This window comes from Micromonospora sp. BQ11 (assembly GCF_052068135.1).
Taxonomy (GTDB): domain Bacteria; phylum Actinomycetota; class Actinomycetes; order Mycobacteriales; family Micromonosporaceae; genus Micromonospora.
Map to the genome: position 1 here is coordinate 1 of NZ_JBQHDB010000004.1, position 14,020 is coordinate 14,020.

At 74.1% G+C, this 14,020-nt stretch carries 9 protein-coding genes; 5 read left to right on the forward strand and 4 right to left on the reverse strand.

All coding sequences use genetic code 11. The annotated features are described in order from the left end of the window. The first annotated feature begins 725 nt into the window (after positions 1–725). Positions 726–4,304 (forward strand): ATP-binding cassette domain-containing protein, encoded by a 3,579-nt coding sequence (locus ACTMSW_RS09650; RefSeq protein ID WP_441180201.1) that lies wholly within the window; start codon positions 726–728, stop codon positions 4,302–4,304. Between the two features lie 70 nt (positions 4,305–4,374). On the opposite strand, the gene ACTMSW_RS09655 is transcribed toward ACTMSW_RS09650, so the two are convergent. The 4 genes from ACTMSW_RS09655 to ACTMSW_RS09670 all read right to left on the reverse strand — a co-directional run bounded on the left by ACTMSW_RS09655 (position 4,375) and on the right by ACTMSW_RS09670 (position 8,689). Next, a complete protein-coding gene (locus ACTMSW_RS09655; RefSeq protein ID WP_441180202.1) occupies positions 4,375–5,442 on the reverse strand; it encodes an NADH:flavin oxidoreductase/NADH oxidase in 1,068 nt (355 codons plus the stop codon). Between the two features lie 62 nt (positions 5,443–5,504). After that, complete coding sequence (locus ACTMSW_RS09660) at positions 5,505–6,806, reverse strand: dicarboxylate/amino acid:cation symporter (protein WP_441180621.1); 1,302 nt, start codon at positions 6,804–6,806, stop codon at positions 5,505–5,507. A 268-nt stretch (positions 6,807–7,074) separates the two neighbouring features. After that, a complete protein-coding gene (locus ACTMSW_RS09665; RefSeq protein ID WP_441180203.1) occupies positions 7,075–7,731 on the reverse strand; it encodes a DUF998 domain-containing protein in 657 nt (218 codons plus the stop codon). Further along, positions 7,724–8,689, reverse strand: a complete 966-nt coding sequence (locus ACTMSW_RS09670; RefSeq protein ID WP_441180204.1) for a glutathione S-transferase family protein — start codon at positions 8,687–8,689, stop codon at positions 7,724–7,726. The genes ACTMSW_RS09665 and ACTMSW_RS09670 overlap by 8 nt, the downstream gene beginning before the upstream one ends. Before the next feature lie 110 nt (positions 8,690–8,799). Here ACTMSW_RS09670 and pcaF point away from each other — a divergent pair, with 110 nt between their 5' ends. The 4 genes from pcaF to ACTMSW_RS09690 all read left to right on the forward strand — a co-directional run bounded on the left by pcaF (position 8,800) and on the right by ACTMSW_RS09690 (position 13,734). Then, entirely contained in the window at positions 8,800–10,005 is a 1,206-nt protein-coding gene (gene pcaF / locus ACTMSW_RS09675; protein ID WP_441180205.1) for a 3-oxoadipyl-CoA thiolase, read from the forward strand. Between the two features lie 240 nt (positions 10,006–10,245). Beyond that, positions 10,246–11,064, forward strand: coding sequence for an SAM-dependent methyltransferase (locus ACTMSW_RS09680; protein ID WP_441180206.1), 819 nt, complete (start codon positions 10,246–10,248; stop codon positions 11,062–11,064). A gap of 4 nt (positions 11,065–11,068) precedes the next feature. Then, positions 11,069–13,237 carry a putative bifunctional diguanylate cyclase/phosphodiesterase gene (locus tag ACTMSW_RS09685; protein WP_441180207.1) on the forward strand — a complete coding sequence of 723 codons (2,169 nt, stop codon included), beginning with the start codon at positions 11,069–11,071 and terminating at the stop codon, positions 13,235–13,237. Beyond that, positions 13,234–13,734, forward strand: coding sequence for a DUF456 domain-containing protein (locus ACTMSW_RS09690; protein WP_441180208.1), 501 nt, complete (start codon positions 13,234–13,236; stop codon positions 13,732–13,734). The genes ACTMSW_RS09685 and ACTMSW_RS09690 overlap by 4 nt, the downstream gene beginning before the upstream one ends. Positions 13,735–14,020: the final 286 nt, after the last annotated feature.

The window sequence follows — 14,020 nt, forward strand, 5'->3', positions numbered from 1 at the left end:
GGCGACACAAGGGTGCGCGGCACCATCAGGCGCTCAGAAGACTTTCGGGGGATCGGCACACGCTGCACCGAGCAGGGGGGGTGCTCGTCTGCGGTGCCAGGGGGATGTAACGACCGGCTACCCGCCGTCATTCCCGGGGGCCGGGGGACCGCAGGTCGGCCCGTCTGGGGCCGGGGGTGCTGCGATCGTCGTGGGGATTCAACGACCGGCCGGCCACCATCATTCCCGGGGCCCGGGCACCCGCGGCCGGAGGCTGCGTGTCCTGCTCGATCGTCCACCTGATGTAACGACCCCCGGCCAGCCACGATTCCGCCGCCGGGATGCCCCCGGTCACACCCCGAAACCGGACAGCCCGCCCAGGGCCGGACATGCGCACCCAGACCCCGGCGGGGATCGGCGAGCCGGGGTGCCCAGCGCTGACCCGCCGGTCCCGGCGGGGTGCCCGGAGATCTTGGTACGTAATGGCCCCCTCAGGGGCCGTTTCCTACCAAGATCTCCCCGGATCCCGGTGGTCGGGAGCCGAATCCCGACAGGTGGCGGCGACCGGCTCGCGTCCCGACTGACCCATCCGAGCCGGCAGAACCGGCCGCCGCCGGCCGAGTCGGCCGACGCCGGCGAGGCGGCACGTCGACAGGTGTCGCATCGACGCGTAAATGCGTTGAGCGGGTGGGTCGTGGCGGGCGAGGCTGGTTGTTCCGCCACCGTCGTGCCGTAAGGGGTCCACCATGCGTCTGCTCCGTGACATGTGGGCCACCTCGCCTCGCCGGATGGCCCTCGTGGCCTGCCTGATCGTGCTCGGCGGGGGCGGGCAGGCGGCGGCGGCCGCGCTGGCCGGGCCGGTCCTCGTGCACCGGTCGGTGGGCTTCTTCACCCTGCTCGCGGTGGCGCTGGTCGCCGCCGTGGTGAGCGACCTCGTGATCAGCCTGGTCATGGCCGGGGTGACCGCCGACTGGTCCGCCGACGTCCGCCGACGGCTGTGCCGGGTCGCCTTCGGCCAGGATCTGCCGACGCTGGAGACCACACCGGTCGGCGAGCTGCTCGACCGCATCGACGGCGACGTCTACCAGGTGGCGTCGGCGGTGCGCGCCCAGGGCGTACGCATCGTGCAGATGCTGGCGGTCGGCGTGCTGTCGATCTTCGTCGCCCTCGCCGTGTGGTGGCCGGCGGGTGTCGCGATGCTGGTGCTCGCGGTGTCGCTGGCGATCGGCCTGCGCAAACCCACCGCTCGCATCGTCCCGGCCCGGATGTCCGAGGAGGAGGCCTGGTCCGACCTCGCCGCGGTGATGGAGGAGGCGATCCACGGCCAGGACGACGTACGCACCAGCCTGGCCCGCCCGTACGTCCTGCGCCTCTACGCCCGGCGCGCGGCGGCCGTGCTCTCCCGCGGCCTGGTGGTGTGGCGGATGTCGGCGAAGGTGACCACGATCGCCGGCGCGGTCAACCGGGGCGGCATCGCGGCGGTCGTGCTCGGCGGCGCGTGGGCGCTGGCCGCCGGCCGGATCGACGGCGCGCGGCTGACCGCGGTGTGGCTGCTCGCGCTCGCGTTCGGCGCGACCGTCGAGCACGTGAGCCGGATGGTCCCCGAACTCCAGTACGCGCTGGGCGCCTGGGGCCGGGTGCAGCTGCTCCAGGACTCGCCGCAGGAGCCCACCGGCGGTGTCGCCCCCACCGACGGTGACGTGGTGGTACGGGGGCTGACCTTCCACTACCCGAGCGCCGACGGCGCACCGCGGGCCGCGCTGCGCGACGTCGACCTGACGTTCCGCCGTGGGCTGTCGTACGCGCTGGTCGGTCGGACCGGGTCGGGCAAGTCGACCCTGACCAAGGTGCTCACCCGGGCCGTCGACCTGCCAGCCGGGACGGTGTTCCTCGCCGGGCGGGACCTGCTCGACCTCGACGTGGAGGAGCTGCGCCGCTGGATCGCCGTGGTGCCGCAGCGCACCGAGATCCTCGCCGGCACGCTCGCCGAGAACGTCGCGCTGTTCGACCCGGACCTGCTCGACCACGCCGCCCGGGCGCTCGACGAGCTGGGCCTGACCGCCTGGGTCGACGAGCTGCCCGACGGTCTGGGGACCCGACTCGGCGAGGGTGGGCACGCGTTGTCCGCGGGTCAGGAGCAGCTCGTCGCCTTCGCCCGGATCCTGGTGCGCGACCCGCGCGTGGTGATCCTGGACGAGGCCACCGCGCGGCTCGACCCGGTGACCGAGGCACGGGTGCAACGGGCCACCGAGCGCCTGCTGCGCGACCGGATCGGCATCGTCATCGCCCACCGGCTCTCCTCGGTGCGGCACTGCGACGAGGTCGTGGTCATGGCCGACGGGGCGGTGGTCGAGGCGGGGCCGCTGCGCGAGTCGGAGCGGTTCGCCGAGCTGCTGGCCACCAGCCACGCCGGCGCGCTGGCCGGCGCGGGCGCACCGGGTCGGTCGGTGGTGGGCGTGGACCTGCTGGACGAGTGGGCCGACGGTGCTCTGGCGCCGACCACCGGTCCGCGCGACCCGTGGTCGTCGCCCGTACCCGGATCGTCGGATCGGAAGCCCGACGTGGCGACCCCGGCCGAGCCGGCCGCCGACGCCGCGCCGGTCGAGGCCGCGACCGACCGGGCCGCCGACGGCCCGCCGCCGACGGCGACGCTCGGCCGGACGCTGCGGGAGATCGTGCGGCTGGTCCTCAACGACCCACGGTACGGGCTGGCCGCGCTCGTGCTGTTCCTCGTCATGGTCCTCGTCGGCCTGGACGGCCCGCTGCTGCCCTGGCTGTGGGCCGACCTGGTCGACGGCGTCGGCGAGCCGTGGCTGCCGGCGGCCGGAATCGTCGCCGGGTTGCTGGTCACGCTGCCGCTGCCCTGGTACACGAGCATCTGGTTCCCGCAGTGGTGGGTACGGCAGATGCTGCGGATCAGCCTGCGTCTGGTGCACGGCCAGACCGGCCAACGCCGCGTCGGCCGGTACACCCCGGCCGAGGTGGTGGCCCAGGGCGGCGACACCGAACGGGTGGTGCAGCTCGCCGACAACGTGCTGGACCAGCTGGCGGCGATCCTCCTGGCGGTGGCCATGACGGCGATCACCGGCAGCATCGTCCCGGCGCTGTTCTTCGCCGGGACGATGGTGGTCTCCGGCCTGGTGGCGACCCTGTTCGGCCCGCGGCTGGAACGCTCCGCCCGGGCCACCGTCACCGCCCGCGCCGCGTTCGCCACCGCCCTGGTCTCCGCGCTCTCCGCGGCCCGCACCGTCAAGCTGGCCGGTGCCACCCGACCGGTGCTGGCGCACCTCGCGGCCCTCGACGTCGTCCGCAGCGACCGGCAGCGGCGGGAGATCTCCGTCCAGGTGTGGTCGCGGTCCACGCCGTCGGTGGTCAGTGGCCTGCTCCCGATCGGGGCGTGGGCGCTCCTGCTCGCCGGAGGTCTCTCCGCCGGCGCCACGCTGGTCGTGGTCTCCACCCTGGCCGCGGCGCGCTGGTTCGCGTGGACGACGGCGTCGCTGATCTCGCAGGTCCCGTCGGCCCGGGTGTGGACCCACCGCACGGCCGCGATGACCGGCATGACGGCCTACTCGGCGGCGGTCCCCGACGTGGACCTCGGCGCCGGGACCGCACCCGCGCCGGTCGTACCGCCCCGGCACCCGCTGCGGCGGCTGGAGCTGACCGGCTTCGGCGTACGCCACACCGACGGCATGACGGCCGTCCGGGACGTCGACCTGACGGTGACCCGGGGACAGCTGGTGCTGGTGGTCGGGCCGGTCGGGTCGGGCAAGTCGTCGCTGCTGCGCGCCCTCGCCGGCATCGCCCCGCACACCGGCCTGCTCACCTGGAACGGCGAGCCGGTGACCGAGCCGGAGCTGTTCCTGCGCCCGCAGCAGGTCGGGTACGTCGGGCAGCTGCCCCGGGTGCTCTCCGGGACGGTGGCCGACAACATCACCCTTGGCCACCAGGTGGACGCGGCGGCGGCGGTGTCGACCGCCCAGCTCGACCACGACCTGGCGGCCACCGGGGGCGGTCTCGGACTGCTCATCGGGCACAAGGGCACCCGGCTCTCCGGCGGGCAGCTCCAGCGCCTGGCGCTGGCCCGGGCCCTCGCCCCGCGTACCGAGCTGCTGGTCGCCGACGACGTGTCCTCGGCGCTGGACGTCACCACCGAGCTGGCGCTGTGGCAGGCGCTACGCGAGCACGGGGTGACGGTGGTCGGCTCCACCTCGAAGCGGGCGGCGCTGGTCCGCGCCGACCACGTGGTGGTGCTCCAGTCCGGCCGCGTCGCCGCCCAGGGCCCCTGGCGCGACCTGGAGGCAAACTGGTCCCACCTCGCCGGCTGAGGATGTAAGGAAGGGCCCCCCGTTAACGCCTCGCGTTGTACAGGGGGCCCTTCTTAACGGCTGAGCAGCCCTACAGGGCCCGCGTGTACTGGACGGGCCAGGCGGCGGCGGCACCGAGCTTCGCGGCGGCGCGGTGCGGCCAGTACGGGTCGCGGAGCAGTTCGCGCCCGAGCAGCACCAGGTCCGCCTCGCCGGCGGCGACGATCGCCTCGGCCTGCTCCGGCTCCACGATCAGGCCGACCGCGCCGGTGGCCACGCCGGCCTCCCGGCGTACGCGGGCGGCGAGCGGCACCTGGTAGCCGGGGCCGACGGGGACACTCGCGGTCGCCGACGCGCCGCCGGAGGAGCAGTCCACCAGGTCCACGCCGGCGCCGGCCAGCTCGGCGGCGAGCGCGACGCTGTCCTCCACCGTCCAGCCGCCGTCGACCCAGTCGGTGGCGGAGATCCGGGCCAGCACGGGGACGTCCTCGCCGACCGCCGCACGGACCGCCCGGGCGACGTCCAGGGTGAGCCGCATGCGTCCGGTCCGGTCGCCGCCCCAGGCGTCGTCACGGTGGTTGGTCAGCGGGGAGAGGAACTCGTGCAGCAGGTAGCCGTGCGCGGCGTGGATCTCCACCGCCGCGAAGCCGGCGTCGACGGCCCGGGCGGCCGCCGCGCCGAACGACTCCACCACGCGGGCGATGCCGGCCTCGTCGAGGGCGGTCGGCACCCGGTAGTCGGGCACGAACGGCTCGCCACCGGGTCCGACGGGTGTCCAGCCGCCCTCGGCGTCCGGCACGCCGCCCCGGCGCGGTGCCCACGGTCGGTACGTCGACGCCTTGAACCCGGCGTGCGCCAGTTGCACCGCCGGGACCGACCCGTGGGCGGCGACGAACGCGGTCACCGGGCGCCAGGCGTCCACGTGCGCGTCGGACCACAGGCCGGTGTCCTGGGGGGTGATCCGCCCCTCGGGCACGACGGCGGTCGCCTCGGTCAGGACCAGCCCGGCACCGCCGACGGCGCGGGTGCCGAGGTGCACCAGGTGCCAGCCGGTGGGCAGGCCGTCCGGCCCGGCCGAGTACTGGCACATCGGGGCCAGGGCGACCCGGTTCGGCAGCGTCACGGTGCGCAGCGCGAGGGGGGTGAACAGGGTGCTCATCTCGTCATCCTCTCGACACGGCCGCGGCGGGACCCAGGGGGCCCCGCCGTGGCCGTGGATCGTCAGGCCGGTACGGGGGCGAGGTCCCCGTCGCGGCTCGGCTGCCGGTCGGTCGGGACGGGCTCGGTGATCTCCCGCCGCCCGGCCGCCTCGTACGCCTCCCGGTCGAGGGTGCCCTCGCGGGCGGCGACCAGGGTCGGGACGAGCGCCTGCCCGGCCACGTTCGTGGCGGTGCGGATCATGTCCAGGATCGGGTCGATGGCCAGCAGCAGGCCCGCACCGGCCAGCGGGAGGCCCAGCGTGCTCAGGGTCAGGGTGAGCATGACGATCGCGCCGGTCAGGCCGGCGGTGGCGGCCGAGCCGACCACCGAGACGAAGGCGATCAGCAGGTAGTCGGTGACGCCCAGGTCGACCCCGAAGACCTGCGCCACGAAGATCGCGGCGAGGGCCGGGTAGATGGCGGCGCAGCCGTCCATCTTCGTGGTGGCACCGAACGGCACCGCGAAGGAGGCGTACTCGCGGGGGACGCCGAGGCGCTCGACGGAGCGCTGGGTCACCGGCATGGTGCCCACCGAGGAGCGGGAGACGAACGCCAGCTCGATCGCCGGCCAGGCGCCGGCGAAGAAGCGCAGCGGGTTGAGCCGGCCGGCCAGCACCAGCAGCAGCGGGTACACGACGAACAGCACGATGGCGCAGCCGACGTACACGGCGGTGGTGAACTTCGCGAGCGGGGCCAGCAGGTCCCAGCCGTACGAGGCGACGGCGTTGCCGATCAGGCCGAGCGTGCCGATCGGGGCGAGCCGGATCACCCACCACAGCGCCTTCTGCACGATGGCGAGAACCGACCGGTTGAACGCGACGAACGGCTCGGCGGCCTCGCCGACGAGCAGCGCGGCGGCGCCGACCACCAGGGCAAGGAAGACGATCTGGAGGACGTTGCCCTCGACGAACGCGCCGACCGGGTTGGTCGGGACGATGCCGGTGAGGAAGTCGGTCCAGGAGCCGGTCTTCTGCGGCGCGGTGGCGCCGGCGGTGTCCAGGGTGACGCCGCGGCCGGGGTCGGTGAGCAGGCCGAGGCCGATGCCGATGCCCACCGCGATCAGCGCGGTGACGCCGAACCACACCAGGGTCTTCAGGGCGAGCCGGGCGGCGTTGGCGACGCCGCGCAGGCTCACCACGCTGACCACGATCGCGGTGAAGACCAGCGGCGGTACGGCCAGCTTGAGCAGCTGGACGAAGAGACCGCCGACGGTGTCGAGGGTGCTGGTCAGCCAGGCGAGGTCGTTGGCACGGGCCAGGAAGCCGAGCGCCACGCCGAGGACGAGGCCGAGCAGGATCTGTACGGAGAAGGGGATCTTGCGCAGGGCGGAAGGCATGAGGTGTCCGGTGTCTGGAGGTCGGAACGGGGCAGCGTCAGGAGAGCGGCTGCGCCGGACAGATGCCGCTGGCCTGCAGTCGGAGGTCGACGTACAGGCGCACGGTGAGGTGCCAGACATTGGTCATCGCCGCCCGAAACTACTCGCACGACCGGACAAGTGGAAGGAGCGTCGGTCGTGACGCTCCTTACAGGCGGTGTTAAGCGGGGGCCCTTCCTCTACCGGAGGCGTTAAGCGGGGGCCCTTCCTTGCACCCTTACCGGCGGAGGGCGATGGCGGTGGCGGTGGCGACGCCCCAGAGCACGCAGACCAGGAGCAGCAGCCGCTCCAGGGCGGCGGTCAGGCCGCCGCGGCCGACGGCGAGCAGGGCCAGGGCCGTCCCGGCGGACAGCGGCAACGCCACACCGGCCGCCACGGCGGCCACCCGCCGTAGCACCGTCGGCGCGCCGGGCGTGCGGACGATCCCCACCATCGCGAGCACGAGCGCGGCCACCGCCGCGATGCTCGCCCCGCCGTGCACCAGGTCCGCGGTGGTGGCCCGCTCGTAGGGCGGCAGCGGACATCCCGCGCTGCACGCCACGGCACCGGAGACCAGCGCGAGGACGCTGCCGGCGGCGAGCAGCCCCGCGACCACCCGCAGCACCGGGGGCAGGGCCGCGGCCAGCAGCAGCACCCCGGCGGCCAGGGCGAAGACCCCGATCCGGTACGCGGCCGCGTACGGGCTGTCGGTGACGCCCGCCTCGCTCACGTACCCGGTCAGACCCGGACCCGGACCGGCGGCCACGGCGACGATCACCGCCACCGCGCCGGCCAGCGTGCTGCCGGCGGCGGCCGACGCGGCGGCGACCCGGGGCGCGCCCGGGCCCGCCGGCGGCGGTGTGGTGGTCGGGGCGCCCCGCCGCCGGTCAGCCACGCCCGTGCGGCGTGGTCCAGCCGGACAGGTCCGGGCCGAGCGGCACGATGCCGGTCGGATTGATCTGCTTGTGCGTGGCGTAGTAGTGCCGCTTGATGTGGTCGAAGTCGACCGTTTCGGAGAAACCCGGCGTCTGGAACAGTTCCCGGGCGTACGACCACAGCACCGGCATCTCGGTCAGCTTCTGCCGGTTGCACTTGAAGTGCCCGTGGTACGCCACGTCGAAGCGGACCAGGGTGGTGAAGAGCCGGACGTCGGCCTCGGTGATCGTGTCCCCCATCAGGTAGCGCCGGTCGGAGAGCCGCCCGGACAGCGCGTCCAGCCGGGCGAACAGCGCCCGGAACGCCTCGTCGTACGCCTCCTGCGAGGTGGCGAAGCCGCACCGGTAGACGCCGTTGTTCACGTCGCGGTGGATCTCGGTCATCAGCGCGTCCATCTCCGGGCGCAGCTCGACCGGGTAGAGGTCCGGCGCGTCGGGGGAGTGGAACCGCCGCCACTCGGTGGACAGGTCGAGGGTGAGCTGCGGGTAGTCGTTCGTGACCACCCGGCCGGTGACGGTGTCGACCAGCGCCGGCACGGTGACCCGGCCGGTGTAGTCGGGGTCCGTCGCCAGGTACGCCTCGGAGAGGAAGCCGATGCCGAGCACCGGGTCGAACGCGTCCTGATCGAGGCTGAACCGCCAGCCCCGCTCGTCCCGGATCGGGTCGACGGTGCCGAGTGAGATCGCGTCCTCGAGGCCGAGCAGGGTGCGCACGATCCGTGCCCGGTGCGCCCACGGGCACGCCCGGCACCAGATCAGCCGGTATCGGCCCGCCTCCAGCGGCCAGCGTCCCTCGTCGTCCGGACCTCCGCCGGGCGGGGAGGTCGAGTGCGGGGTGACCCGGCCGGTGAACCGGTTGGGTTGCCGCACGAACGCTCCGCCGCCGCTGGTCTCTGCGCTGAACTGGGCCCGGGCCATGTGGCCAAACCTATCGGCTGCCGGCGCGGATATCCTGGCGGTCGGGCGTCCCCCGCGACCCGGTGGCCGCTGCCGACCCCTCCCTTCCCACCCCCGCGAAGGACCTGACGATGACCGTGGCATACCTGGTGGCCGGTGTCCGCACCCCGATCGGCCGGTACGGCGGCGCCCTGGCCGGCGTACGCCCCGACGACCTGGCCGCCCACGTGATCCGTGAGCTGGTGGCCCGCCACCCGTCGGTCGACTGGGCCCGGGTGGACGACGTGGTGCTGGGCTGCGCCAACCAGGCCGGCGAGGACAACCGCAACGTCGCCCGCATGGCGGCGCTGCTCGGTGGCCTGCCCGAGGAGGTTCCGGGCAGCACGGTCAACCGGCTCTGCGGCTCCGGGCTGGACGCCCTCGCCTCCGCCGCCCGGTCCATCGTGGCCGGCGAGGCCGACCTGCTGGTGGCCGGTGGCGTGGAGAGCATGAGCCGGGCGCCGTTCGTGGTGCCCAAGGCGACGACCGCGTTCTCCCGCGCTGCCGAGATGTACGACACCACCATCGGCTGGCGACTGGTCAACCCGCTCATGGAGAAGGGGTGGGGCATCGACTCGATGCCGGAGACCGCTGAGAACGTCGCCGCCGAGTACGGCGTCGGCCGCTCCGAGCAGGACGAGTTCGCGTACCGCTCGCAGCAGCGCGCGGCGAAGGCCCAGGCCGACGGCCGTCTCGCCGAGGAGATCGTGCCGGTGACCGTGCCGGCCGGGCGGCGCGGCACGGCGCTCGTCGAGGTCGACGAGCACCCCCGGGAGACCTCGCTGGAGAAGCTCGCCGCGCTGCCCACCCCGTTCCGCGCCGGGGGCACGGTGACCGCCGGCAACTCCTCCGGCGTCAACGACGGCGCGGTCGCGTTGCTGGTCGCCTCCGAGGCGGCCGTCGCGCGGTACGGCCTGACGCCGCTGGCCCGGATCGGTGGTGCGGCGGCGGCCGGTGTGCCACCGCGGACCATGGGGATGGGTCCGGTGCCGGCCACCCGGAGGCTGCTCGACCGGCGCGGTCTCGCGATCGCCGACGTCGACGTGCTGGAGCTGAACGAGGCGTTCGCCGCACAGGCCGTCGCGGTGCTGCGCGAGCTGGGCCTGCCCGAGGACGCCGAGCACGTCAACACCAACGGCGGCGCCATCGCGCTGGGGCACCCGCTCGGCGCGAGCGGCGCCCGGCTGGCGCTGACCGCCGCGCTGGAGCTGCGCCGGCGCGGTGGCCGGCGGGCCCTCGCGACCATGTGCGTCGGGGTCGGCCAGGGCATCTCGCTGCTGCTGGAGAGCCCCTCCTGACGGCCGTCGTCCGCCGACCGGGACGGTTGCCGTCAGCGGCGGGTGACGACCCGGTTCCGCAGCGTCGTCACCCGCCGTCGGGGGTGGGACAGTGGCGGAAAGGGATCTCCCGTAGTGCTGCGCGACGGGCCTAGAGTGGTGACCACCACACGATCCGCGGGTCGGCCGGCCGGTCGTCGCGTGCTGGCACGCGCCGGCGCCGGTTCCCTCCCGCACCGCGGCGAGACATGGGGTAACGAAGTGCAGATGCCGGACGGACTTCCCGCCGAGATCGACCTCTCCCGGCCCAGCGCGGCCCGGGTCTACGACTACTTCCTCGGCGGCGCGCACAACTTCGAGATCGACCGGCAGCTCGCCGAGCAGATCGCCGGCATGACCCCGAACCTGGCGGCCACCATGCGGGCCGGTCGCGAGTTCCTGCGCCGGGCCGTGCGGGTGCTGCTGGAGGACGGCATCGACCAGTTCCTCGACATCGGCTCCGGCATCCCCACCGTCGGCAACGTCCACGAGGTCGCGCAGAACGCCAACCCCAAGGCGCGGGTGATCTACGTCGACATCGACCCGGTCGCGGTGGCCCACAGCCGGGAGCTGCTGGCGGGCAACGACCTGACCGGCGTGATCCACGCCGACCTGCGGGAGCCCGAGCGCATCCTCGCCGAGGCCCGCGAGCTGGGCCTGCTCGACTTCAACCGGCCCATGGGCATCCTCCTCGCCGGCGTCGTGCACTTCATCCCGCCGGCCGACCGGCCCGGCGACATCCTGGCGACCCTGCGGGCCGCCGCCGCGCCCGGCAGTTACCTGGTCGTCTCGCACTCCACCTTCGAGGACCAGCCGCAGGAGATGCTGGACGCGCAGCGGCTCTCCGCGCGTACCGACACCGAGATCACCCTGCGGTCCCGCGCCGAGGTCACCAGCTTCTTCGGCGACTGGACGATCCTCGAGCCCGGTGTGGTGCACATGCCGCTGTGGCGCCCCGACTCCCCGTCGGACGTGGACGAGAACCCGGAGCGGTTCGGCGCGTTCGGCGGCGTCGCCCGGTACGACCAGTCCGCCGGCTGATCCCATGGTCGCCCTCGGAGATCCCGGCGGGCACGACGCCAGCAGGGCGGGCGTCCAGCGGTACGCGGCCGAGTGGGCCCGCGCCGTACGCCGACTCGGTTTCGTGCCGCTCAGCGCGGTCGAGACCGAGCGGCTGCTGCACCTGCACACCGTCCGGTTGGCAGGGGCGCTGCTCGCCGAGCCGTTCTCGCCCGCTCCGGCGGAGGAGGTCGGGCGGGCCCTGGTGCAGGCGCACCTGACGGATCCCGCCGTGCTGGAGTGGTCGGTGTGCGCGCTCGGCGACGGCTTCCTCGCCCGGATCCTGCCCGACCGCGCGCACGACGACGCCCTGGCGGAGCGGGTGGCCGCGTTGCAGGGCGGGCTCGCCGCCGGTTTCGCCCGCGCCCTGCGCGACCGCACCTTCGCGCAGCAGGAACGCATCGCGCGGTCGGCGTGGCAGGCGCGGGACGAGGTCGAGCAGGCGCTGCGGGACAGCGAGGCCCGCTTCCGGGCGGTCTTCAGCGGCGCGGCCATCGGCATCGGCATCGCCGGGATCGACGGGCAGGTCATCGAGGTCAACCAGGCGTTCGCCGACATGCTCGGCTACACGACGGAGGAGTTGCGCCGGATCAACGTCGCCGCCCTGTTCCACCCGGACGACGCGGCCGGCATGTGGGAGCTGTACCAGGAGCTGATCGAGGGCAAGCACGAGAGCGTGCGGGTCGAGAAGCGCTACTACCGCAAGGACGGCACCGTGGTCTGGACCGACCTGGCCGTCTCGCTGGTCCGGCACGACGACGGCCGGCCCCGCTTCACCGTGGCGATGATCGAGGACATCACCGAGCGGTACGAGCTCCAGCAGCGGCTGCGCTTCCAGGCGCTGCACGACCCGCTCACCGGGCTGCCCAACCGCACCCTGTTCTTCGAGACCCTGGGTCTGGTCTTCGACGCCCCCGGCCCCACACGCCGGGTCGGGGTCTGCTTCCTGGACCTGGACGGGTTCAAGGCGGTCAACGACAGCCTCGGTCACGACCTCGGTGACCGGCTGCTGGTCGTCATCGCCCAGCGGCTCGCCGGGTGCGTGGCCGCCAGCGGGCACCTGGTGGCGCGGATGGGTGGCGACGAGTTCGTCATCCTGGTCGACGACGGCCCGGGTACCGACGAGGTGGTGGCCGTGGCGAAGGCGGCCCTCGCCGCGGTCTCCGCCCCGGTGCCGGTCGGCGACAAGCAGCTCGTGGTGTCGGCCAGCGTCGGCGTCGTCGAGTGCCCGGTGAGCGAGACCAGCGCGTCGGACCTGATGAAGGCCGCCGACACCACGCTCTACTGGGCGAAGGCGGAGGGCCGCGGCCGGTGGGCGGTGTACGACCCGGAGCGCAGCGCCCGGGACATCGCCCGGTCGGCGCTGGTCGCCGGGCTTCCCGCGGCCCTGGACCGGGGCGAGTTCGTGCTGCACTACCAGCCCATCGTGTCCCTGCTGGGCGGCACCATGCTCGCCGTCGAGGCGCTGGTCCGCTGGCAGCACCCCGAGCTGGGGCTCATCGGTCCGGACCGGTTCATCGGGCTGGCCGAGGAGACCGGCCTCATCGTCCGGCTGGGCGAGTGGGTGCTGCGGCGGGCCTGCCACGACGCCGAGGAGTGGCGGCGGCAGTTCCCGCAGGCCCGCCTGGTCGTCAGTGTCAACCTCGCTGCCCGCCAGGCCGACGACCCGGCCATCGTGGACGTCGTCGCCGACGCGCTGGAGTGCAGTGGCCTCCCGGCCGACCTGCTGCAACTGGAGCTGACCGAGAGCGCCGTGATGGGCACCGCGGGGGAGCCGCTGCGGTCGCTGCACCGGCTGGCCGCGCTGGGCGTACGGCTGGCGATCGACGACTTCGGCACCGGTTACTCGAACCTGGCGTACCTGCGCCGGTTGCCGATCCACTGCCTGAAGCTGGCCGGGCCCTTCGTGGAGGGGATTCGCGGTGACGGGCCGGATCCGTCGACCGACCACCGGGACGAGCGGATCGTGGACGCGCTGGTCCGGCTCGCGCACGCGCTGGAGCTGTGGGTCACCGCCGAGGCGGTGGAGACCAGGACGCAGGCCGAGCGGCTGCGCGCGTTGCGCTGCGACACCGGCCAGGGTCGCTGGTTCGGTGCGCCGGCCCCGGCCGAGGAGATCACGGCCCGACTGCGCGCGGCGGAGGCACCCGGATGAGCGTGACCGATTCGCAGGCGGTGGTCTCGGTGGTCGCCGCGCTGGCCATCCTCGCCGGCCTGGCCGGTGTGGTGGTCCCCGGCCTGCCCGCCCTTCCGCTCTGCTGGGGCGGGGTGCTGGTCTGGGCGGTCTTCGGCGGCGCGGGTAACGGCCGCTGGGCGGTGCTCGCCGCCGCCACCGTGGTCGCCGCCGGCGGCACCGTCGTCAAGTACGCGTGGCCGGGGCGGAACCTCAAGCGGACCGGGGTGCCCACCTCGTCGCTGCTGGCCGGCGGGCTGCTGGGGTTGGTCGGGTTCTTCGTCGTACCGGTGGTGGGCCTGGTGCTCGGCTTTGTCGCCGGGGTGTGGGCGGCGGAGCGGCTGCGCCTCGGTGACTCCCGGCTGGCCTGGCCGGCCACGAAGCAGGCGGTCGCCGCCGCCGGGCTGGCCATGCTTGTCGAGTTCCTCGCCGGCGCGGTCATCGCCGGCGTGTGGGTCCTCGGCCTCCTGCTCACCTGACCAGCCCACCCACCCACCCCCCCACCCCTCCGCCGGGGGGCGGCAGTCCGGTCGAGGTGTGGCGGCGCGGGGCGGTGTCGGTTCGGGTGAGAGAGAGGTGACGTGCCCCGCGCCGCCGCGGTGCCGGGCGTTGCCGAGCGCCCGGCCGGTGGCCCGTCGCGATCGGGCCTGGTCACGAGGTCAAGGATGCGGCGCAGAACTTTGCCCGGCAATGCAATTAGCGCGAATCCCGCACCGTACGCATTGACCACCTTGATCCACGGGGCGAGACTTCGCGCACTCGCAA

Bases quoted from the DNA above. Each gene is read 5' to 3' on its own strand.
- ACTMSW_RS09650 (WP_441180201.1), top strand. From the start codon at position 726: ATGCGTCTGCTCCGTGACATGTGGGCCACCTCGCCTCGCCGGATGGCC.
- ACTMSW_RS09685 (WP_441180207.1), top strand. From the start codon at position 11,069: ATGGTCGCCCTCGGAGATCCCGGCGGGCACGACGCCAGCAGGGCGGGC.
- pcaF (WP_441180205.1), top strand. From the start codon at position 8,800: ATGACCGTGGCATACCTGGTGGCCGGTGTCCGCACCCCGATCGGCCGG.
- ACTMSW_RS09655 (WP_441180202.1), bottom strand. From the start codon at position 5,442: ATGAGCACCCTGTTCACCCCCCTCGCGCTGCGCACCGTGACGCTGCCG.
- ACTMSW_RS09690 (WP_441180208.1), top strand. From the start codon at position 13,234: ATGAGCGTGACCGATTCGCAGGCGGTGGTCTCGGTGGTCGCCGCGCTG.
- ACTMSW_RS09670 (WP_441180204.1), bottom strand. From the start codon at position 8,689: ATGGCCCGGGCCCAGTTCAGCGCAGAGACCAGCGGCGGCGGAGCGTTC.